The following is a 19,507-nucleotide window of genomic DNA, read 5'->3' as shown; positions in this document are numbered from 1 at the left end:
GCTCATGGATTGTCCAGAGTTGGTCCGTAACACGGCAATAACTTGGACTTACAGTGATTGGCTACTACGCAACGTGGTTTAACATATGATGACTCGGCGAACCTTTGAAAGAGACATCATACGTCTGCTACGGTCCCCGCCATGCGCTTCCAACGCCTCGGCGATCGCGGCCACGAGATCCCCGTCGTCCTCGACGAAACCGGTGCGGCGCGGGACCTGCGGTCGCTGACCCCGGACATCGACGGCGCCTTCTTCACCGCCGGCGGCGTCGCGCGGGCGCGGGCGGCGCTGCGCGAGGGCACGCTGCCCGTCCTGGACGTCACCGGCTTGCGCGTCGGCGCCCCGGTGGCCCGGCCCGGCCTGCTCGCCTGCATCGGGCTGAACTACTCCGACCACGCGGCGGAAACCGGCGCGCAGCCGCCCGCCGAGCCGGTGGTGTTCCTCAAGGCCACCAACACGATCGTCGGCCCGGACGACACCGTGCTCATCCCGCGGACCAGTACCCGGACCGACTACGAGGTCGAACTCGCCGTGGTGCTCGGCGGGCGGGCGCGGTACCTCGCGACGCCGGAAGACGCCGACGCGGTCATCGCCGGGTACACGGTCTCGGACGACGTCAGCGAGCGCGACTTCCAGCACGAACGCGGCGGCCAGTGGACCAAGGGCAAGTCCTGCGAAACGTTCAACCCGCTCGGGCCTTGGCTGGTCACCCCGGACGAGGCCGGCGACCCGCAGGACCTCCGCCTGCGGCTGGCCGTCAACGGGCAGCCGCGCCAGGACGGCACCACGCGGAACATGCTCTTCGGGGTCCGGCACATCGTCTGGTACCTCAGCCAGTTCATGGTTCTCGAACCGGGCGACGTCGTGAACACCGGCACGCCGGCCGGCGTTGCCTTCGGCGCCAACGACTTCCCCTATCTGTCCGAAGGGGACGAAGTGACGGTGGAGGTCGGCGGCCTCGGCCGCCAGCACCACCGGATCGGCCGGGCGTGACCGGCCGGCGCGTCGACGCGCACCACCACCTGTGGCAGACCTCCGTCCGCCGCCACGCGTGGCTGGACGGCGACGAAACCGCCGCGATCCGGCGCGACTTCACCCCGGACGACCTGCGGGCGGCCGCCCTGGGGATCGACGCGACCGTGCTCGTCCAGGTTCTGCCGGACTTCGAGGAGTCGGTCGAGTTCCTCGCGACGGCGGCCGCGGAGCCGCTCATCGCCGGCGTGGTCGGCTGGATCGACCTCACCGGCTCCCCGTCGGAGGACCTCGGCCGGCTGCGTTCGGCGCCGGGCGGCGAACTGCTGGCCGGCATCCGGCACCTCGTCCAGGCCGAGCCCGATCCCCGCTGGCTGGAACGGGAAGACGTGCTGGCCGGGCTCGCGGCGGTGCGCGACGCCGGGCTGGTGTACGACCTGCTCGTGCTGCCGCACCAGCTCCCGGCGGCCACCGCGGCGGTCCGGGCGCTGCCGGAGCTCACCTTCGTCCTCGATCACCTCGCGAAACCGCCGATCGCGAGCGGGCAGCTCGAGCCCTGGGCGACCGAACTCGCCACCTTGGCCACGGAACCCAACGTCGTCGCCAAGCTGTCCGGCCTGGTGACGGAAGCCGGCCGGCCTTGGCGGGCCGAGGATCTGCGGCCCTACGCGGAAACCGCGCTGACCGCGTTCGGCCCGGACCGGCTGATGCTCGGCTCCGACTGGCCGGTGTGCCTGCTCGCGGGGACGTACGCGGAAGTCATGGACGCCGCCGACAGCCTCCTGGCCGGGCTGACGCCGGCCGAACGCGACGCCGTCCGCGGCGGGACCGCGAGCCGCGTCTACGGGCTGGCGCCGTGACGGCCCGGACCGTCCGGCTCGCGTACGGCGAGACCGGTCTCGAGCTCGCCATCGACCCGGCGGTCACCACCGTGGTGACGCCGGTGCACCACCCGGTCACCGAACCCGCGGACGTGCTGCTGCGCCGGGCGTTGCGGGCACCGGTCGCCGGGCCGCCGCTGCGCGAGCGGGTGCGGCCGGGGCAGACGGTCGCGATCTCGGCGTGCGACGGAACCCGGCCCCAGCCGCGCGAACTGATGATCCCGGCGATCCTCGCCGAACTCGATGGCGTCGTCCGCCTCGAAGACGTCGTCATCCTGGTCGCCACCGGCACCCACCGCGGCAACTCCGGCGCCGAGCTGCGCGCGATGTTCGGCGACGAAGTCGCCGACACCGTCCGGATCGTCAACCACGACGCCCGCGACCGCGCGAGCCTCACCTGGCTGGGCCGCCACGGCGACGACGTCCCGGTGTGGCTGAACAGCGAATGGGTGAACGCGGACGTGCGGATCACCACCGGGTTCGTCGAACCGCACTTCTTCGCGGGCTTTTCGGGCGGCCCCAAGCTCGTCGCGCCCGGGCTGGCGGCCCTGGAAACCGTGCTGGTGCTGCACGACGCCCGCCGGATCGGGCACCGCGACGCCACCTGGGGGATCACCGAAGGCAATCCCGTGCACGACGACGTCCGCGCGATCGCCGCGGCCACCGGCGTCACCTTCGCCCTCGACGTCATCCTCAACCGCGACAAGGCCGTCATCGGGGCCTTCGGCGGCGACCTGCTCGCCATGCACGCGGCCGCGGTCCGCGCCGCCCGCGACGTCGCCATGCGGCCGGTGCCGGTGCCGTTCGACGTGGTGGTGACGACCAATTCCGGCTATCCCCTCGACCAGAACCTCTACCAGTCGGTCAAAGGGATGTCGGCGGCGCACCGGATCACCAAGCCGGGCGGGACGATCGTCTGCGCCGCGGAGTGCCGGGACGGGTTCCCCGACCACGGGTCCTACCGGGAAGTCCTCGCCTCGGCGAGTTCGCCGGCGGCCCTGCTCGCGGAGATCGCGGCCCGGCCGGTGACCGTGCCCGACCAGTGGCAGGTCCAGATCCAGGCGAAGATCCAGGACGACTGCCGGGTCGTCATGCACACCGGCACGCTGACCGAGGCCGACCTCGCGACGGCCCACCTGACCCGGACCACCGACATCGCGGCCACCGTGGCCGAGGCCCTCGACCGCGCCGGGCCGGGCGCGCGGGCCTGTGTCCTCCCCGAAGGTCCCCTGACGATCCCGTACGTGGCATGAGCACCGCCGACCTCGGTTTCGCGCGCGTCGACCTGGACCGCGAAGACCGGCAGGGACTTCCGGAAGTCGTTTACGGGCCGGGGAAAACTCCCGCGCAGATCGCGGCCATCGTGCGGACGCTGCTCGCGCACAACACCGGGCCGGTGCTGGTCACCCGGGTCGACGCCGAGCCGGCTCATGCGGTGCTGGCCGAGGTTCCCGGCGGCCGCCACGCCCCCGGCGCGCGGCTGCTGGTCTGGCGCCCGGCCCCGGCGACCGCCTTCACGGTCGCGGTGGCCGCGGCCGGGACGTCCGACGGCCCGGTCGCCGAGGAAGCCGCGGAAGTCGCCGCGGCCATCGGCCTCGCGGTGCGGACGGTCACCGACGTCGGCGTCGCCGGGATCCACCGGCTGCTGGCCGAGGCGGACCGGCTGCGCGAGGCCGACACGGTCATCGTCGTCGCGGGTATGGAGGGCGCGCTGGCCTCGGCCGTCGGCGGGCTGGTCGCCGGCCCGGTGATCGCCGTGCCCACCTCCACCGGGTACGGCGCGGGCCTCGAAGGCGTCACCGCGCTGCTGGCGATGCACGCCTCCTGCGCGGCCGGCATCACCGTCGTCAACATCGACTCCGGGTTCGGCGCCGCGATGGCCGCGTTCCGGCTCGCCCAGGTCCTGCGGAGGCCGGTCCCGGGGAGTGCACCGTGACGATCTGCGTCATCACGCCGTTCACCGGCCTGGCCGGGGACATGCTGCTGGCCGCCCTCGTCGCCGCCGGCGCGCCCCTGGAGCGCATCCGCTCCGCCGTCGCCGCCAGCGGGCTGACGGGGTGGGACCTGCGCGTGGAATCCTTGCTCACCCACGGGTTGACGGCGGCTCGCGCGCTCGTGGACGTCACCGACGAAGCCACCAGCCGTCCCGCGGCCGAGCTGATCGCCATGGCCGGGCGGGTGCGGCCCGCGCCGGTCGCGGACCGGGCGGTCGCCGCGCTCCGCGCGATCGCCGAGGTGGAAGCCAGGCTCCACGGGGAAGCGCCCGAGCGCGTCCACCTCCACGAACTCGGCGGCCACGACACGCTCGTCGACGTCATCGGCGTCTGCGCCGCGCTGGACGCCCTGGAAGTGTCCACTGTGTACTGTGGCGCGCTGCCCCTCGGCACCGGCACCGTCCGCACCGCGCACGGGATTCTCCCCTGCCCCGCCCCCGCGACCGCCGCGCTGCTGCAGGGCGCGCGGACGATCGGGAGCGACCTGGTGGGCGAGACGGTCACGCCCACCGCGGCCGCGCTGCTGAAGGCCACCGGCGCCCGGTTCGAGCCGCCGCCGGAGTTCCGCCTGCTGGCCACCGGCTACGGCGCGGGCACCCGGACCCTGCCGGACCGGCCGAACATCACCGTCGTGCACCTCGGCGAGCCGGTGGACGCCGGGCACCGCACGCTGGTCGTGCTGGAAACGAACCTCGACGACGTCACCGGCGAAGTCCTCGGGCACGTCGTCGCCGAGCTGCTGGCGGCCGGCGCGCTCGACGCGTGGATCAGCCCGGTGACGATGAAGAAGGGCCGGCCGGCCCACGTCCTGCACGTGCTCGCCGAGCCGGAACACGCCGCCCGGCTCGGGGCCCTGGTCCTCGCCGAAACCGGCAGTCTCGGCTTCCGCGAGTACCCGGTCCGCCGGACCGCGCTCCCCCGGGAGACCGAAACGGTCGACGTCCTCGGCATGCCGGTGCGGCGCAAGCGCGGGCCGCACGGCGCGAAACCCGAGCACGCCGACGTCGTGGCCGCCGCGCGCGCGCTCGGCCTGCCGGCGCGTGTCGTCGCGACGATCGCCGCGGGGCGCTGATGGACTCCACGAGGCTCGTCGCCTACCTCGCCGGTGTCGGCCGGCTCGCGGTGGCGTTCTCCGGCGGCGCCGATTCGGCGCTGGTGCTCGCGGCCGCCGTCCGCGCCCTCGGCCCGGCGGACGTGCTCGCCGTGACGGCGAACTCGGCCAGCCTGGCCGCGGTGGAATTGGCCGGCGCGCGGAAGATCGCGGCGGACCTCGGGGTCCGCCATCTCACCCCGTCGACCGGCGAGCTGGCCGAGCCCGGGTACGCGGCCAACGGCCGTCAGCGCTGTTACTTCTGCAAGACCACGGTGCTCACGACGATCGCGGAAGTGGCCGTCGCCCAGGGTTTTCCGGCGCTGGCCACCGGCACGAACGCCGACGACGCCGCCGACCCGTTCCGGCCGGGCATCCGCGCCGGGGACGAACTCGGCGTGCACACCCCGCTGCGGACGCTCGGCCTGTCCAAAGAGGACGTCCGAGCCATTGCCCGGCGGTGGGGCCTGGCCTGGGCGGACAAACCGGCGGCGCCCTGCCTGGCGAGCCGGGTCCGGTACGGCATCCCGATCACGACGGCCACGCTGGCCCGGATCGAACAGGCCGAAGCGGCGGTACGCGCGGTCCTCGACGACCGCGGCCTGCGCTACCGCGACGTGCGGGTCCGCGACCTCGGCGGCACGGCCCGCATCGAGCTCGACGCCACCGTGGCCGCCGCACTCCACGACGACCCACGGCTGCTCGATGCCGTGCGAGCAATCGGGTTCACCGACGCCGCCATCTCGCCCTTCCGCTCCGGCGCCCTCAACCACGAACCGGGCTGACCTCCCGGACGCGAACGCTCAGCGGTCGTTCGCCGCACGGGTCGCCCGGCCGGCCAGCTCGGCGAAGGCGGCCCGCCTCGCAGTCGAAGCGCTCGACGTGCGGGTCCGCGACCTCGGCCGCACGGCCCGGATCGAACTCGACGCCACCGTATCCGCCGCACTCCACGACGCCCCACGGCTGCTCGATGCCGTGCGGGCGACCGGGCTGACCTCCCGGACGCGGACGCTCAGCGGTCGTTCCCCGCACGGGTCGCCCGGCCCGCCAGCTCGGCGAAGGCGTCCCGCAGCTCCGGCGGCCCGACCACTTCGATCTCGCAGTCGAACCGCAGCAGGCCGGCCGCGAGCGCCGGCCAGGACCAGGATCCGGTCAGCAGCCGGGTCCTGCCGGGAGCGACCTCTTCGACGATCCCGTCGCCGGCGAACGGTGCCACGTCGGCCGGAGGACGGCCGAGGACCACTTCGCCCCGGCACGGCCAGACGTCGGCGGTGGCGGAACCCTTGAACCGGGCGGCGAGGAACGTCGCGACGTCACCGCCCGGCACCTCCCGCGGGGTGAACCGCGGCCCGTTCGGCACGCGCGGGCGCAGCCGGTCCACGCGGTAGGTCCGCCAGTCCTCCCGGACGGCGTCCCAGCCGATCAGGTACCACCGGCCGTTCCGGACGACGAGGTGGTGCGGCTGCACCCGTCGCGGCGGCCGGGGCCCGCCGTCCGCCGACGGTGCCTCGTAGTCGAACCGCACTTCCTCGGTGGCCCGGATCGCCGAGCTCAGCGCGAGCAGGACGTCCGTGGCGACCTGGACCGCGGGACCGCCGGCCGCGGCGATCTCGAGCACGTCGACGCGCTGCCGCAGCCGCGACGGCATCACCTGGCGCACGGTGGCCAGCGCGCGCAGCGCGGCTTCCTCGATGCCCGCGCCGGTCCCGGCGGCGATCCGCAGCGCCACGGCGAGCGCGACCGCCTGCTCCTCGTCGAACAACAGGGGCGGCATCCGGCCCCCGGCTTCGAGCCGGTAGCCACCCTCCGGCCCCTTGACCGCCTGGACGGGATAGCCGAGCTCCCGCAGCCGGTCGACGTCCCGGCGCACGGTCCGGTCGCTGACGCCCAGCCGGTCGGCGAGCAGCGCGCCCGGCCAGTCCCGGCGCGCCTGCAGCAGGGACAGCAGCGAGAGCAGGCGACCCGAGGTCGCCGTCGAGGAAGCGACCGGCATGACTTCCATGGTGCCACGAGAAGCGGACGTTCCCTGGCCGCTACTGCTGCGATCGTCGCTTCACCGCCGGAACCCTTCCGGCGGTGAACCCCTCGAGAAAGACCGGAACACATGTCCCTCACCGCTGTCGCCCACCTCAACTTCACCGGCCAGGCCCGCGAGGCGCTCGCCTTCTACCAGTCGGTCTTCGGCGGCCAGGCCACGGTCGTCACCTACGGCGACTTCGGGCTGCCCGCCGGGCTCCCCGACGCGGACAAGGTGGTGTTCGGCCAGGTCACCGCGGACAACGGCTTCAGCGTGATGGCCTACGACGTCCCCGGCACCGACGGCCCGGCCACCCCGGCGGCCCCCAGCACCCGCCGCGAAAACGGCACGACGATCACCCGGGAGCCGTTCTTCCTGTCGGTCCGCGGCGCCACCGTCGACGAGGTCACGCCGGTGTGGAAGGGCCTCGCCGAGGGCGCGACCGTCATCGAAGAGTTCGGGCCGGCCCGGTGGGCCCCGGCGTTCGGCATGCTGACCGACCGCTTCGGCGTCACCTGGATCATCGACGTCGCGGCCGAATACCGGGGCTGACCGGGCCGGGCGGGGTGCGGCCGCACACCCCGTCCGTCACCGCGGCCGGAACGTCTTGCGGTACGCGCTCGGGCTGACCCGCACGGTCTGGGCGAACTGGACCCGGAAGTTGCTCGGCGACGGAAACCCGACCTGGCCGGCGATCCGGTCGATCGTGTGGTCGGTGAGCTCCAGCAGCTCCTGGGCGTGCCGGATGCGCACCCCGGTCAGCCACTGGATCGGGCTCTGCCCGGTCTCGGCGTGGAAGTGCCGGGTCAGCGTGCGGGTGCTCATGCCCGCCGCGTCCGCGATGTCGGCCAGGGTGAGCGGGCGGTGGGCGTTCTCCTCGATCCACGCGAGCGCCTTCTCCAGCGTCGCGGTCTGGTACGTCGGGCGGTTGCGGAGGATGTACTGGCCCTGGCCGCCGGTGCGCTGCAGCGGCGCGACGGCGAGCCGCGCGGCGTCGGCGGCGACCGCGGCGCCGTAGTCGCGCTCCACGATGTGCAGGCACATGTCCAGCCCCGCCGACGCACCGGCGGAGGTCAGGATCTGCCCGTTGTCGACGTACAGCGCGTCCGGCTCGACCCGCACGGCCGGGTACCGGCGGGCCAGCTCGTCGGTGGCGAGCCAGTGCGTGGTCGCCCGCCGCCCGTCGAGCAGGCCGGCCTCGGCGAGGGTGAACGCGCCGACGCAGATCGAGGCGACCCGCGTTCCGCGCGCGACCGAGGCCCGCAGGAACTCGGCCACGCCGTCCGGGGTCGGCCGGTCCGGGTCGTTCCGGCCGGGGACGACGACGAGATCGGCGTGGGCGACCTCGTCCAGCCCCACCTCGACGGCGAGCCGCAGCGGACCGGCGTCGACCACCGGCTCCGGCCCGGCGACGACGATCCGGTAGCCGCCGCGGCCGTCCGGCAGCCGGACCCGCCCGAGCGTCTCGATCGGGGTGGCCAGATCGAAGGCGATCACATCGTCGAGAGCCAGCACCGCCACCGTGTACATGCCGCAAAACTACGCCGCCGGCCCGGTGGCTGGATACCGGCGTCCCGTACTGATCTGGTCAACCCAGGCTGACGTCCATCGAGCGGGCCGGGATTGCGTCCAGCGCGGCCAGCGTCTCGCCGTCGAGCTCGATGTCCGAGGTGGCGAGGTTGGCTTCGAGGTGCGCCGCGCTCGCGGTGCCGGGGATGAGGTGGACGTTCGGGGCGCGGTGCAGCAGCCAGGCCAGGCCGATCTGCGCCGGGCTGTGGCCGAGGGCCTGCGCGGCGGCCCGGACCGCGGGCTCGTCGGTCACCTTCGGCATCCCGGGGAAATCGCCGCCCAGCGGGAAGAACGGCACCCAGGCGATGCCCTCCGCGAGACACAGCTCGAGCATGTCGTCGTCGGCCCGGCCGACGAGGCTGTAGGCGTTCTGCACGCAGGCGATCCCCGCCGGGAGCGCCCGGCGCAGGACGTCGAGGGTGACGGCGCTGAGCCCGATCGCGCCGATCTTGCCCTCGTCGCGCAGGGCGGTCAGCACCGCGAGCTGGTCGTCGAGGTCGACGAGCTGCTCCCCCTCGGCCAGCACGCCGGGCCGCCGGTCCGCGCGACGCAGGTTGACCAGCGCGAGCCGGTCGACCCCGAGTGCCCGCAGGTTGTCCTCGACGCTCGCGCGCAGCTCTTCGGGCCGTTGCGCCATGCGGAGCGGGATCGGGGCGCCGGGGTCGGGGTCGGCGCCGACCTTGGTGGCGACCAGGAGGTCTTCGCCGGACCGGAGGACGTCGCGGATGACTCCGTTGACGAAGCCGTTGCCGTAGAACTGGGCGGTGTCGACGTGGTCGACGCCGAGCTCGACCGCGCGGTGCAGGAGGGCGACGGCCGCGGCGCGGTCGTCGTGCAGGCGCTCGAGCTGCATCGCGCCGTAGCCGACGCGGGAGACGGTGCGGCCGGCGAGCGCGGCTCGTGCGGTGGAAGGCATGGGGATCCCCGTCCTCGTGCGATGATGGCGAAGCGGAGGAGCCTCCGCTCGAGCCGACCGTAGCACAACCGGAGGTGCCTCCGCTTTGCCTTCGCCCGAACCCGCCCGGCCGGTGCGCTCGGACGCGCGCCGCAACCGGGACAAGCTCGTCGCGGTGGCGCGCGCCGCGTTCGCCACCGCCGACGGCCCCGTCGCGCTCGAAGCCGTCGCCCGCGAGGCCGGCGTCGGGATCGGCACGCTCTACCGGCACTTCCCGACCCGCGAGGCGCTCGTCGAAGCCGTCTACGCGGCGGAACTCGACGATGTCACCGGCAACGCGGCGGCTCTGCTCGCCGAACTCCCGCCGGAGCAGGCCCTCCGCGCGTGGATGGACCGCTACGCGGCGTTCGTGGCGACCAAGCGCGGAATGGGGGACGTGCTGCGCGCGAGCGTGGCGTCGGGCCGCATCGCGACACCGGCGACGCGACAGCGCATCACCGCCGCGATCGGGACGATCCTCGACGCCGGCGCGAAGGCGGGCACGCTGCGCGCTGCCGACCCGGAGGACGTGACCCTGCTCCTGCTGGGTGTGTTCCTGTCCACGGTGGATGAACGTGATCCCGAACGGGCCGGCCGGATGCTCGACCTGATCCTCGACGCACTGCGCGTAGACCGCTGAGCCGCTCTCAGCCGCGCGGCTTGGCGGCCGCGAGCGAGATCACCGCCAGCACCGTGTTGACAGCGGAGATCGCGACGGTGAACTTGGCGGCCTTGCCCGCGAGTTCACCACGGGCACCGGCGTACACGGCGGCCGCGGTGTCCGTCGCGTGGATCAGGACGGCCTGCTGCAGGATCCGGCGGGCCGAGGGGTCATCGGCCTTCAGCAGCAGCAGGTCCGTCCCGAGGACCAGGGTGCGGATCCCGAACATCCGAGCGGGGTAGCCGAACCGCCGGTCCTCCCCCGGCGTGCTGCCCAGGCTCGCCGCCATCCGGGCCGGGGCGAGCAGCCCGGCCGCGCCGTTGAAGATCCGCACGCAAGCCAGGGTCTTTCGTGCCATTTCGCCCGGTTCCATCGGTCCCACCTTCTGTCGGGTGCTCGACGCCTTCGAGACGTTTCGCACGACGTGAAGGTACCGCGACCCACGATGACTTACCGGGCAGCTCCTAGGACGCGGAAACGGAATAGCTGTTCGAGGTGAAGTTCAACCCGCCCGAAGAGGACGTGATTTCGAAGCCGAACTGGACTTCGCCGAGGGTCACGTCCCCGAACCAGCCGCGGGCCTTGATCCAGTTCATGACCGCGAGGACGTCGACGGTGCCGGCGTCGGTGTTCGACGTCCTCAGGAACGAAAACACCGCGTTCGACCCGTTCGATCCCTTGTAGACGTCCCAGGTGTGGCCACCGACGCTCACCGTCGTCTGCTTGCTGCCCAGCGGGCCGACCGCGCCCTGCTTGTTGACCCACAACATGATTTCGTAGGCGTTGTTGTTCGCCCAGATGTCATAGGCGGTCTCGTAGGCGCCACTGCCCGGGCGGCTCACGTTGAAACTGCTGGAAACCTGCCGCAACGAGCTGAGCGTCCGGCCGACGTTCTTCGCCGAGTGCGGGTACGACTTGATGCCGCCGGTGTTCGGGTGGCTCGCCCAGACTCCCCAGTTGCTGTAGGAATTCGCCCAGATCGTCTGGGGACCGGCGCCACTGCCCCAGACGTCGTTGCGGACGGTGTACCCGCCGTTGGACCAGGTCGCCCATTTGTCCGAAGACGACCAGGTGGCCGCTTCGGCCACTCCGGCGGTGGTCGCCACCACGGCGGCCGCGGTCAGCGAGACGAACAGGGAACGCACGACGTTGTGCATGGCAATCGTCCTTTACCGGTGATCGAACGGGAGGCCTTTATGACTATTACAGGCCACTTGTCCACCGGTCAAGATTCTGTCCGTGATTTGCCGACACACCACCCACCCGAACAATGGCATCGATGATTTCAATACCGGCGCTCGTCGATTTGGTCGAATAAACCGCCGTATTACCCGGCCTGCGCGAGCCGGTGTTCGGCGTCGCCGGCGAGCACGAGGTAGGCGGCGGCCGTCCACGTGTAGGCGCGATCGCGCAGCCCGTCGCCGGTCAGCGCGTCGAAGTTCTCGGCGAACCCGGACTTTTCGCACACCGCGCGGAACCGGGCACTGACGCGGTCGGCGAGGTCGGTCGCGCCGGCGCGGCGGAGGCCGTCTTCGATCAGCACGGTGACGGGCGCCCACACCGGCCCGCGCCAGTAGCCGTCCGGCTCGTAGAACGCCGACTCCGGCCGCTCGGTCGCGAGGCCGACGCCGGTGAGGTGCGCCTCCAGCCCGGCCACGACCTTGTCCCGGACCTCCGGCGGCAGGTGCTCGCCGAGCACGATCGGCATCAGGTCCAGCAGGCTCGCCCCGGCGTGCACCGCCCCGGTCGCGGCCGAGCGGCTGACGAACTTCGTGCCGTCCCACAGCTCGCCGAGCAGCGCCGCCAGCATGCTGTCCGCTTCGGCGTCCCACCGGGCGGCCGCGCCGGGATCGCCCTCCCCGGCGGCGAGCACGGCCAGTTCCTTCAGCTGCAGCACCAGGAACGCCGCGAGGTCGGGCGTCTGCACGAGCCGCCGTTCGGCGAACGGCGTCGCGTTGTCCCAGCCGCTGTCGTTGCCGTGCTCGTAGTGGGCGAGCGGTCCGCCGGGCACGCGGCGGTGCTCGAGCCAGAAGGTCGTCCACGCCGCCAGCTGCCGGTAGGCGAGCCCGGTTTCGGGCAGGCCACTCCGAAGGCGGCCGCGCAGGCGGCCCAGCGCCCAGCCGTGGATGGGCGGTTTGACGAAGTTGCGCAGCACCTCGGCGTGGGTGATCGAGTCGGGCAGCGCGCCCCGGTCGTCCTGGTGGTCGAAGACGACCTGGACCTGGTCCCAGGCCAGCTCCGGCCGGCCCCCGGCCAGCGCGAGCGCGTTGAAGCAGTGGTCCCAGCTCCACACCTTGTCCATCCAGTGCTTCGACATCAGCACGGCCGGGCGGCCGACGAACCCGGCCGGGGCCACGATGGCCGACCAGAGCACGTAACAGGCGAGCTCGGCCGCCGGCGTGCGCTCGCCGCGCCACGGCGCGACCGCGTCGGCGAAGGTGGCGAAGCCGGTCCGGGCGGCCGTGACCACGTCGTCGAACGCCGGTGCCGGCGAGTACGGCTCGCGGGCGCCGGGGAGTTCCTCGATCGCCACCTCCCAGGCGTCGCCGCTCACCACGACGGCCCGCTCGGCCGTGCCGAGCGCTTCGGCGCCGACGTGCCGCACCTGTCCGGAAAGGACGGTGACGCGGTAGCGGTGCCCGGTTTCGTAGGAGGTGAACACGGCCGAGCCGTCGACCGGATCGGCGAAGAAGTAGGTGCCGGTGAACGGGGTCAGCGTGGGCTCCGCCGCGCGGATCCGCAAGGCCAGGCCACGCCCGGCGATCCGGAGCGCGTCCGGCGTCGCGAACGCCGCCGTGATCCGCTCCTCGCCGGCTTCCCAGGTGAGCGCGGACGGCGTCGCGGCGGCCGAGACCGCCGCCCGCTCGCCGTCGCGTTCGGGGACCAGCGCCAGCACGGCGTGCATGCCGTGGCGGTGGGACACCAGGTGCAGGTCGTCGGCGTAGGTGGCCTGGGCCACCACCGGGGAGACGTCGAACCACGATCCCGGGTAGCTGAACGGGATTTCCCGCAGCGAAAATTCGCCCGTGGGCACAGGGGTCGTCCTTTCGGAAGAGGGGCTCAGTCCTTGACGGCGCCCGCGGTGACGCCGGCGGCGACGAACCGTTGCGCCAGCACGAGGAGCACGGCGGCCGGCACGGAGGCGACCACCGCCGTCGCCATGATGGAGTTCCACTCCTGGTTGTTGTTGCCGATGTAGCGGTAGATACCCAGGGTCAGCGGCCGCAGCGAGCCGCCGCCGTCGAGCGTCGCCGCGAAGACGAAGTCCGACCAGGCCCAAAGGAACGAGAACAGCCCCGCCGTGACGACCCCGTTGCGGCTCGCGGGCAGCACCACCGACCAGAACGCGCGCACCGGGCCCGCGCCGTCGATGGTGGCCGCCTGGACGAGCTCGTCCGGCACCGATGCCATGAAGGAGGTGAGGATCAGCACGGCGAACGGCACCGCGATCGTCGAATCGGCGAGGACCAGGCCCCAGGCGGTGTTGGTGATGCCCAGCGAGACGTAGATGCCGTAGAAGCCCAGCGCCATGATGATGCCGGGGATCATCTGGGCGACGAGCAGCACGAACCCGAGCGCCCGGTGCCCGCGCGGGCGCAGCTTGGCCAGCGCGTACGCCGAAGGTGCGGCCAGGGCCAGCGTCAGCGCCACGGTGCCGAGCGCGACGACCAGGCTGGTGGCGAAGTACGGGAGCTGCTCGCGCAGGACCCGCTCGTAGCCTTCGAACGTCGGCGCGGCGGGGAACCAGTCGGGCGGCGACTTGCGCATCCGCCCGGCCGGGGTCAGCGACACGTTGACCATCCAGTAGACCGGGAACAGCATCACGGCGGTGAGGACCAGCCCCACCGCGGTGCGCCAGTGCCGGATCACGGTGCCTCCTGCCTGCGCTGCGCGCGGATGTAGAGCAGCCCCGCGACCAGGGCCAGCAGGATGAGCACGTTGCCCACGGCCGCGCTGGGCCCGAACCGCGGCAGCATGCTGCCGAACCCGAGCTGGTAGGACCAGGTGGCGAGGGTGGTCGACGACCCGCCGGGCCCGCCCTTGGTCATGATCCAGATGACGTCGAACACCTTCAGCGTGTAGACCAGCCCCAGCAGCAGGGTGATCGCCGAAACCGGCCGCAGCAGCGGGAAGGTGACGTGCCGGAACCGCTGCCACGCCCCGGCGCCGTCGAGCGACGCCGCCTCGTACACCTCGGCCGGGATGTTCTGCAGGCCGCTGTGCAGCACGACGAGGTTGAACGGCACGCCGATCCAGATGTTGGCGATGATCACCGAGACCAGCGACCACGACGGCGACGTCAGCCAGTCGATCCGGCCGGCGCCGAACCAGCCCAGCACGGAGTTGACCACCCCGGACTCGCTGTTGAGCAGCCACGCCCAGGTCGACCCCGAGACGATCAGCGGCAGCAGCCACGGCACGAGGAACAGCGCGCGCAACGTCGGGCCCAAGCGGAAGTGGCGGGCGAAGAACACCGCCATCGCCAGGCCGATCCCGTACTGGAAGAGCAGCGACGCGGCCGTGAAGACGAGCGTGTCGAGCAACGCGGTGCGGAAGGTCGGATCGGTGAACACCGCCGCGTAGTTGTCGAACCAGACCAGCGGCGCCCCGCCGTGGACGAAGGTGCGGACGGTGTAGTTGCGCAGGCTCAGATCGACGTTCGTGACGAGCGGATAGCCGTAGCACAGCACGAGGTAGGCGACGAGCGGTGCGAGGAACGCCCACGCGAGCAGCTGCGGCCGCCGGCGCCCCGTCCGTCCGGGCGCGGGCGCGGCCGGACGGACGGTGACCGGTTCACGGATGTCCTGCACGAGCGGGCCTACTTCGCCGACGCGGCGGTCGCCTGCGCGGCCGCGAGCGCGGCGTCCGGGGCCTTCGCGCCGGTGAGCGCGGCCTGCACGGCACCCCAGAGCGGTTCGGAGATCCGCGGGTATCGGGTGCCGAGGTTGTCGCCGGTGCGGCCCTTCGCGACCTTGACCGCGTCGACCCAGACCTTCAGCTCCGGCTGGGCGGCGACCTGCTTCTCCTGCACGGACGGCACGGCGGAGACGTAGGTCAAGGCGGTGTCGGAGTCTCCGACGTTGGCCGGGCTGGTCAGGCAGGACGCGATCTTGCCCGCGGTCTTCTCGGCGTCCGGGCTGCTCTGGGCGGGCACGGTGACGAATTCGCCGCCGGTCGGCGCCGGGGCCGCTCCCCCGGCCCGCGCCGGGATCGGGAGGACGCCGTAGTCGAAGCCGGCCTTCTTCGCGTTCTGCAGCTGCCAGGTGCCGTTCTCGGCGAAGGCGTAGTCGCCGGTCGCGAACTCCTGCCAGCTGGTGGTCTGCGTGTTGCCGACCACCGAATTCGGGGCGTACCCCTTGTCCAGCCACGACTTCCACTGCGCGAGCGCCGAGACGGCGCCGGCCGAGGCGAGGTCGGTCAGGTTCGCGCCCGAGCCCCAGAACCACGGCAGGAACTGGAAGCTGCCCTCTTCGGTGCCGATGGCGGAGAAGGTGATGCCCTTCTTGCCCGCGGTGTGCACCTTGGCCAGCGCGGCGTCGAGACTCGCCCAGTCCTTCACCGACGCCGGGTCGACGCCGGCCGCGGTGAGCACGGCCTTGTTGTAGTAGAGGGCGAGCGTGTTCGCCCCGATCGGGACGCCGTACACCTGGCCCTTGACGTCGGCGGCGGCGAGCAGGTTCGGGGCGACCTGCGCACCGTCCAGCCCGGTGTCCGCATTGGACTTGAGCACACCGCCTTCGGCCAGGGTGGAGACGACGGGGTTGTCGACCACGAGGACGTTTGGCGCGGTGTTCTGCTGGGCGGCGAGCAGCACCTTGTTGGTGAGATCGGTCGTGTCGAAGGCCTGCCGCGCGATCTTGACCCCGGCGTCGGCACCGCACTTGTCGACGACCTTCGCCCAGGCGGAGCTCGCGTCGAACTGGGGGTAGGGGTCCCAGACGGTGAAGGCGCCGCCGGCACCCGTCCCGCCCGTTCCCCCGCTGGGGGCTGTCCCGGAGGAGCAGGCGGCCAGCGTCGTCGCGGCGACGGCCACCGACAGCAACCGGATGATCGGGTGACGCTTCATGGAGGGGTCCTTCCTGTCGGCACCAGCGACGACCTGGAGGCGGTCGGTCCATCATCGAACCGGTTCGATGATGGAGGCCGCGTCACCGTAAACCCCGCGAGCACTCCTGCGCAATACTGCGTGTACTACGATCGAACCGGTTCTGGAAAATGGTCAGGAGTGGCATGAACATCGGGGAGATCGCGCGCCGCGCCGGGGTTTCGCGCAGCACCGTGTCGTACGCGCTGAGCGGCAAGCGCCCGGTGTCGGCGGCCACCGTGCAGCGCATCAACGACGTCATCGCCGAACTCGGCTACCGGCCCAACGCCAGCGCCCGGGCCCTGGCCGAAGGCCGCACGCGCACCCTGGGTCTGGTGGTGCCGCCCGCCAGCCGCCGGCTGACCGACGTCCAGCTGGGGTTCGTCGGCAGCGTCGTCGACGCGGCCGCCGCCCACGACCTCGACGTCCTGCTCTCCCCCAGCGGCGGCGACCACGACCGGTCGTTCGAGCGCATCGTGACCGGCCGGCGGGTCGACGGCGTGATCCTGATGGAGATCCTCCTCGAAGACCCGCGGGTCGAGCGCCTGAGCCAGGCGAGCCTGCCGTTCGTGACGATCGGCCACGTCGAGCACCCGGGGGCGTCCTGGTGGGTCGACGTCGATTACGGCGCCCTGATCACCCGCTGCGTGCACCACCTGGCGGACCTCGGCCACGAAGAGGTGGTGCTCATCAACCGTTCGGCCGAGCTCGTCGCGGCGGGCTACGGCCCCGCCCTGCGCTCGGCGACGGGGTTCCTCGACGCCACCGCGGCGCGGGGCCTGACGGCCCGAACGGTGTGCTGCGCGGACGAAGCGGCCGCGGGCCTGGCCTGCTTCGAGCAGATCCGGACGCAGTGGCCTTCGGTGACGGCGGCGGTGACGATCAACGAAGCGGCCCTGCCGGGCGTCCAGCGCGCGCTGCACCGGGCCGGCCTCGAGGTCCCTCGCGACTTTTCGCTGACGGGGGTGATCGCGGAGCGCCTGGCGGAGGACTTCCACCCCCCGCTGACGGCGGCGGACGTGCCCGCGGTCGAACTGGGCCGGCTGGCGGTGGACCTGCTGCTGGCACAGATCGCGGACGCGGGCGCGGAGCCGCGGCACGCGCTGCTGGAGCCGCCGATCTCGCTGCGGTCGAGCACGGGCGCCCGGCGCCGCCACGGCTGATCCGGCCGCCGGAACCGGCCGACCGGGCACTACCCGGACACCACGCTCGCCTGGCCGACCCGCCCACTCGCTCGCCCGGCCGACCCGCCCCCACCCGCCCCACTCGCTCGCCCGGCCGACCCGCCCCATTCGATCGCCCGGCCGCCCACCCAGCCGAACCGCCCCACCGGCCGACCCATCCCACCCAGCCGACCCGCTCGCCCAGCCGACCGCCCCACCCAGCCGAGCCGCTCACCCAGCCGACCCGCCCCACCCAGCCGAGCCGCTCACCCGACCGCCCCACCCGGCCGACCCGCCTCATCCAGCCGACCCGCCCCACCGGCCGACCCGCCGCACCCAGCCGACCCGCCCCACCGGCCGACCGCCCCACCCAGCCGACCTGCTCGCCCGACCGGCCCCACCCAGCCGAGCCGCTGGCCTGGCCGGTGCCTCGCCGCGGCACGGCCGAGTCGTCGTTTCGCGGTAGTACACTCCGATCGAACCGGTTCGACGGTCCCCTGACCTGCCCTCGACCCGCACGGAGGCCTCACAGTTCACCGGCCGGCTGAGCGTCACCCCTCCGGGTTTCGGGCCGCCGTACGGCGGGAAGCCCGGAATCCGGAGGGGGACGCCCGAGTTGCGGAGAGACCTCGATGTCACCCATCGACCACTTGATCGTCACCGTCATCGGCCGCCACCGGGCCCAGGCCCAGGAGCCGGGCCCCGCTCCGGCACCGGCCGTCGGCGGCCCCCGCCGGCAGCCCCCGCAGCCTCCACCCGGCCGGCGCCCGGCGGCCTCCGGCAAGACGTAGCCGCGGCCGCGGGGTCAGCGGGCGAACACCTTCAGGTCGATCGAATCGCCGAGGAGCCGGTCGCCTGCCGCGTTGGGGTGGTAGCAGTCGGTGCGCCGGTCCGCGAGGATGACCGTCGGGTCCGCCGGGTCGCGCAGCACGGCGTCGAAGTCGAGCACCGCGTCGAACGTGCCGGACGTGCGGATCCACGCGTTGACCGCGAGCCGCGCCTGTTCCTTCGGGCTGCCGGCGGCGTTGCACATCGGCAGGATCGTCGCGCCGACGATCCGGCGGCCCGCCGCGTGCACCCGCCCGGCGATGGTGCGCATGGCCCCGATGACCTGCGCGGCCGGGGCCGGTGGGGCGTTGTCGCCGCCGCCGAGGTCGTTCGTTCCCTCCAGGAGCAGGACGTACCGCACGCCGGGCAGCGAAAGCACGTCCCGGTCGAGCCGGGCCGGCGCGGGCGGGCCGCAGCACTGGCCGGTGGGGTCGTACGGGTTCGGCTGGACGCTGACGGTGTTGCCGCTGATCCCCGCGTTGGCCACCGACAGCCGCCGTGCCGGCGGGAGCGTCCCGAGGCGCTCGGCGAGCACGTCGGTCCAGCGCGGACCGCCGCCGAAAGCGTTGTAGCCGTCGGTGATCGAGTCACCGAGGGCGACGATCGTGCCGCGGACGGGCGACACCGCGCTGATCGCGTCCGCCCACCACAGGACGCCGGGAGCGAAGGGCCCATAGGCACTCCCCGACTCGTCCGCCCCGGCGTCGCCGGGCCCGGCCGAGGTGAACGACCCCGGCGTGAACGTCTCCGGCGGCGGGAACGTGTGGTCGTTGATCGGCGCACCCGGCGCGTACACGCTCACCGCGACGTGGTCGCCGCGCCGGACCGCCAGCGGCAGCGGGTCCGTCCACGCACTGGCACCGGGCGGAATCGTCACCGCGTGCCGGAAGCCGAAGGTGGCCCGGTGGTTCGATCCCGGCACCAGCGCGGGCGAATTCGTCGACGGCTGCCGGCCGACCCAGACCGACCGCACGGTCATCGGGGTGCTGCCGAACGGGTTGCTCAGCCGCACCCGCAGCGCCACCCCGGTGGCGGTCACGGTGAGCACGTTGCGGATGGTGGCGTCGGGGGCGGTGCCGTGCACGCCTTCGAGCGAGGATTCCGTCAGGGTCACCGAACCCGGTGGCGCCCAGCCCGAGGGCGCGGCCTCCGCCGGCGCGGGACTCAGCAGCGACGCGGAAACGACCAGGACCACAGCGGTTCGGCGGATACGCATTCCGAGGCGTCCTTTCGACGAGGGCCGCGGAGAAAGGAAACACTTCCGCTGGAGCACTCCGCGCCGAGCGTAACGCAGCATTCACAGTCCGGGCAAG

General features: G+C 73.0%; 20 protein-coding genes. 10 read left to right on the top strand and 10 right to left on the bottom strand.

Translation table 11 applies throughout. The annotated features are described in order from the left end of the window. Positions 1-141: 141 nt before the first annotated feature. Genes AB0M30_RS15100 through larE form a run of 6 tightly spaced genes read left to right on the top strand, consistent with a single transcriptional unit; the run spans position 142 to position 5,722 of the window. Positions 142-993 (top strand): fumarylacetoacetate hydrolase family protein, encoded by an 852-nt coding sequence (locus AB0M30_RS15100; RefSeq protein WP_364584372.1) that lies wholly within the window; start codon positions 142-144, stop codon positions 991-993. Then, the gene (locus AB0M30_RS15095; protein WP_364584370.1) at positions 990-1,832 is read left to right on the top strand and encodes an amidohydrolase family protein; all 843 of its coding nucleotides are present in this window, start codon (positions 990-992) and stop codon (positions 1,830-1,832) included. The genes AB0M30_RS15100 and AB0M30_RS15095 overlap by 4 nt, the downstream gene beginning before the upstream one ends. After that, positions 1,829-3,106, top strand: a complete 1,278-nt coding sequence (gene larA / locus AB0M30_RS15090) for a nickel-dependent lactate racemase (RefSeq protein WP_364584368.1) — start codon at positions 1,829-1,831, stop codon at positions 3,104-3,106. Before AB0M30_RS15095 ends, larA begins: the two co-directional genes overlap by 4 nt. Next, on the top strand, positions 3,103-3,789 hold the full coding sequence (gene larB, locus AB0M30_RS15085) for a nickel pincer cofactor biosynthesis protein LarB (RefSeq protein WP_364584367.1): 687 nt from the start codon (positions 3,103-3,105) through the stop codon (positions 3,787-3,789). Before larA ends, larB begins: the two co-directional genes overlap by 4 nt. Next, positions 3,786-4,919 carry a nickel pincer cofactor biosynthesis protein LarC gene (gene larC / locus AB0M30_RS15080; protein WP_364584365.1) on the top strand — a complete coding sequence of 378 codons (1,134 nt, stop codon included), beginning with the start codon at positions 3,786-3,788 and terminating at the stop codon, positions 4,917-4,919. The genes larB and larC overlap by 4 nt, the downstream gene beginning before the upstream one ends. Beyond that, positions 4,919-5,722: an ATP-dependent sacrificial sulfur transferase LarE gene (gene larE, locus AB0M30_RS15075; protein WP_364584363.1), complete on the top strand. Its 804-nt coding sequence runs from the start codon at positions 4,919-4,921 to the stop codon at positions 5,720-5,722. The genes larC and larE overlap by 1 nt, the downstream gene beginning before the upstream one ends. A 227-nt stretch (positions 5,723-5,949) precedes the next feature. Here the strand turns inward: larE and AB0M30_RS15070 are convergent, their stop codons facing one another. After that, on the bottom strand, positions 5,950-6,930 hold the full coding sequence (locus AB0M30_RS15070; protein WP_364584361.1) for a WYL domain-containing protein: 981 nt from the start codon (positions 6,928-6,930) through the stop codon (positions 5,950-5,952). Positions 6,931-7,041: 111 nt separating this feature from the next. On the opposite strand from AB0M30_RS15070, the gene AB0M30_RS15065 reads away from it, so the two are divergent. Beyond that, positions 7,042-7,506 (top strand): VOC family protein, encoded by a 465-nt coding sequence (locus AB0M30_RS15065; RefSeq protein WP_364584359.1) that lies wholly within the window; start codon positions 7,042-7,044, stop codon positions 7,504-7,506. Between the two features lie 36 nt (positions 7,507-7,542). On the opposite strand, the gene AB0M30_RS15060 is transcribed toward AB0M30_RS15065, so the two are convergent. Together AB0M30_RS15060 and AB0M30_RS15055 are read right to left on the bottom strand one after the other, a co-directional pair. After that, positions 7,543-8,484, bottom strand: coding sequence for a helix-turn-helix domain-containing protein (locus AB0M30_RS15060; RefSeq protein ID WP_364584357.1), 942 nt, complete (start codon positions 8,482-8,484; stop codon positions 7,543-7,545). 58 nt (positions 8,485-8,542) lie between these two features. Next, a complete protein-coding gene (locus AB0M30_RS15055; protein ID WP_364584355.1) occupies positions 8,543-9,439 on the bottom strand; it encodes an aldo/keto reductase in 897 nt (298 codons plus the stop codon). Between the two features lie 85 nt (positions 9,440-9,524). Here AB0M30_RS15055 and AB0M30_RS15050 point away from each other — a divergent pair, with 85 nt between their 5' ends. Further along, positions 9,525-10,097: a TetR/AcrR family transcriptional regulator gene (locus AB0M30_RS15050; RefSeq protein ID WP_364584353.1), complete on the top strand. Its 573-nt coding sequence runs from the start codon at positions 9,525-9,527 to the stop codon at positions 10,095-10,097. 7 nt (positions 10,098-10,104) lie between these two features. Here AB0M30_RS15050 and AB0M30_RS15045 read toward each other — a convergent pair whose 3' ends face one another. The 6 genes from AB0M30_RS15045 to AB0M30_RS15020 form a co-directional block, all read right to left on the bottom strand. After that, positions 10,105-10,491: a hypothetical protein gene (locus AB0M30_RS15045; RefSeq protein WP_364584352.1), complete on the bottom strand. Its 387-nt coding sequence runs from the start codon at positions 10,489-10,491 to the stop codon at positions 10,105-10,107. A 91-nt stretch (positions 10,492-10,582) separates the two neighbouring features. Continuing rightward, a complete protein-coding gene (locus AB0M30_RS15040) occupies positions 10,583-11,275 on the bottom strand; it encodes a hypothetical protein (protein ID WP_364584350.1) in 693 nt (230 codons plus the stop codon). Between the two features lie 170 nt (positions 11,276-11,445). Beyond that, complete coding sequence (locus AB0M30_RS15035; RefSeq protein ID WP_364584348.1) at positions 11,446-13,152, bottom strand: trehalase family glycosidase; 1,707 nt, start codon at positions 13,150-13,152, stop codon at positions 11,446-11,448. 26 nt (positions 13,153-13,178) lie between these two features. After that, positions 13,179-13,988, bottom strand: coding sequence for a carbohydrate ABC transporter permease (locus tag AB0M30_RS15030; protein WP_364584347.1), 810 nt, complete (start codon positions 13,986-13,988; stop codon positions 13,179-13,181). After that, positions 13,985-14,929 carry a sugar ABC transporter permease gene (locus AB0M30_RS15025; protein ID WP_360176880.1) on the bottom strand — a complete coding sequence of 315 codons (945 nt, stop codon included), beginning with the start codon at positions 14,927-14,929 and terminating at the stop codon, positions 13,985-13,987. Before AB0M30_RS15025 ends, AB0M30_RS15030 begins: the two co-directional genes overlap by 4 nt. An 8-nt stretch (positions 14,930-14,937) precedes the next feature. Then, on the bottom strand, positions 14,938-16,185 hold the full coding sequence (locus AB0M30_RS15020; protein ID WP_364584345.1) for an ABC transporter substrate-binding protein: 1,248 nt from the start codon (positions 16,183-16,185) through the stop codon (positions 14,938-14,940). Between the two features lie 113 nt (positions 16,186-16,298). On the opposite strand from AB0M30_RS15020, the gene AB0M30_RS15015 reads away from it, so the two are divergent. Both AB0M30_RS15015 and AB0M30_RS15010 read left to right on the top strand, forming a co-directional pair. Continuing rightward, complete coding sequence (locus tag AB0M30_RS15015) at positions 16,299-17,366, top strand: LacI family DNA-binding transcriptional regulator (protein ID WP_364584480.1); 1,068 nt, start codon at positions 16,299-16,301, stop codon at positions 17,364-17,366. A 632-nt stretch (positions 17,367-17,998) separates the two neighbouring features. Next, positions 17,999-18,157, top strand: a complete 159-nt coding sequence (locus tag AB0M30_RS15010; protein ID WP_364584343.1) for a hypothetical protein — start codon at positions 17,999-18,001, stop codon at positions 18,155-18,157. Between the two features lie 14 nt (positions 18,158-18,171). On the opposite strand, the gene AB0M30_RS15005 is transcribed toward AB0M30_RS15010, so the two are convergent. Beyond that, positions 18,172-19,410, bottom strand: coding sequence for a GDSL-type esterase/lipase family protein (locus AB0M30_RS15005; protein WP_364584341.1), 1,239 nt, complete (start codon positions 19,408-19,410; stop codon positions 18,172-18,174). Positions 19,411-19,507: the final 97 nt, after the last annotated feature.

This window comes from Amycolatopsis sp. NPDC051716 (assembly GCF_040681595.1).
Lineage (GTDB): Bacteria > Actinomycetota > Actinomycetes > Mycobacteriales > Pseudonocardiaceae > Amycolatopsis.
This window is presented reverse-complemented; position numbering and strand designations above follow the sequence as displayed.

Bases quoted from the DNA above. Each gene is read 5' to 3' on its own strand.
- AB0M30_RS15100 (WP_364584372.1), top strand. From the start codon at position 142: ATGCGCTTCCAACGCCTCGGCGATCGCGGCCACGAGATCCCCGTCGTC.
- larB (WP_364584367.1), top strand. From the start codon at position 3,103: ATGAGCACCGCCGACCTCGGTTTCGCGCGCGTCGACCTGGACCGCGAA.
- larE (WP_364584363.1), top strand. From the start codon at position 4,919: ATGGACTCCACGAGGCTCGTCGCCTACCTCGCCGGTGTCGGCCGGCTC.
- AB0M30_RS15070 (WP_364584361.1), bottom strand. From the start codon at position 6,930: ATGCCGGTCGCTTCCTCGACGGCGACCTCGGGTCGCCTGCTCTCGCTG.
- AB0M30_RS15065 (WP_364584359.1), top strand. From the start codon at position 7,042: ATGTCCCTCACCGCTGTCGCCCACCTCAACTTCACCGGCCAGGCCCGC.
- AB0M30_RS15060 (WP_364584357.1), bottom strand. From the start codon at position 8,484: ATGTACACGGTGGCGGTGCTGGCTCTCGACGATGTGATCGCCTTCGAT.
- AB0M30_RS15055 (WP_364584355.1), bottom strand. From the start codon at position 9,439: ATGCCTTCCACCGCACGAGCCGCGCTCGCCGGCCGCACCGTCTCCCGC.
- AB0M30_RS15045 (WP_364584352.1), bottom strand. From the start codon at position 10,491: ATGGAACCGGGCGAAATGGCACGAAAGACCCTGGCTTGCGTGCGGATC.
- AB0M30_RS15040 (WP_364584350.1), bottom strand. From the start codon at position 11,275: ATGCACAACGTCGTGCGTTCCCTGTTCGTCTCGCTGACCGCGGCCGCC.
- AB0M30_RS15020 (WP_364584345.1), bottom strand. From the start codon at position 16,185: ATGAAGCGTCACCCGATCATCCGGTTGCTGTCGGTGGCCGTCGCCGCG.
- AB0M30_RS15010 (WP_364584343.1), top strand. From the start codon at position 17,999: ATGTCACCCATCGACCACTTGATCGTCACCGTCATCGGCCGCCACCGG.
- AB0M30_RS15005 (WP_364584341.1), bottom strand. From the start codon at position 19,410: ATGCGTATCCGCCGAACCGCTGTGGTCCTGGTCGTTTCCGCGTCGCTG.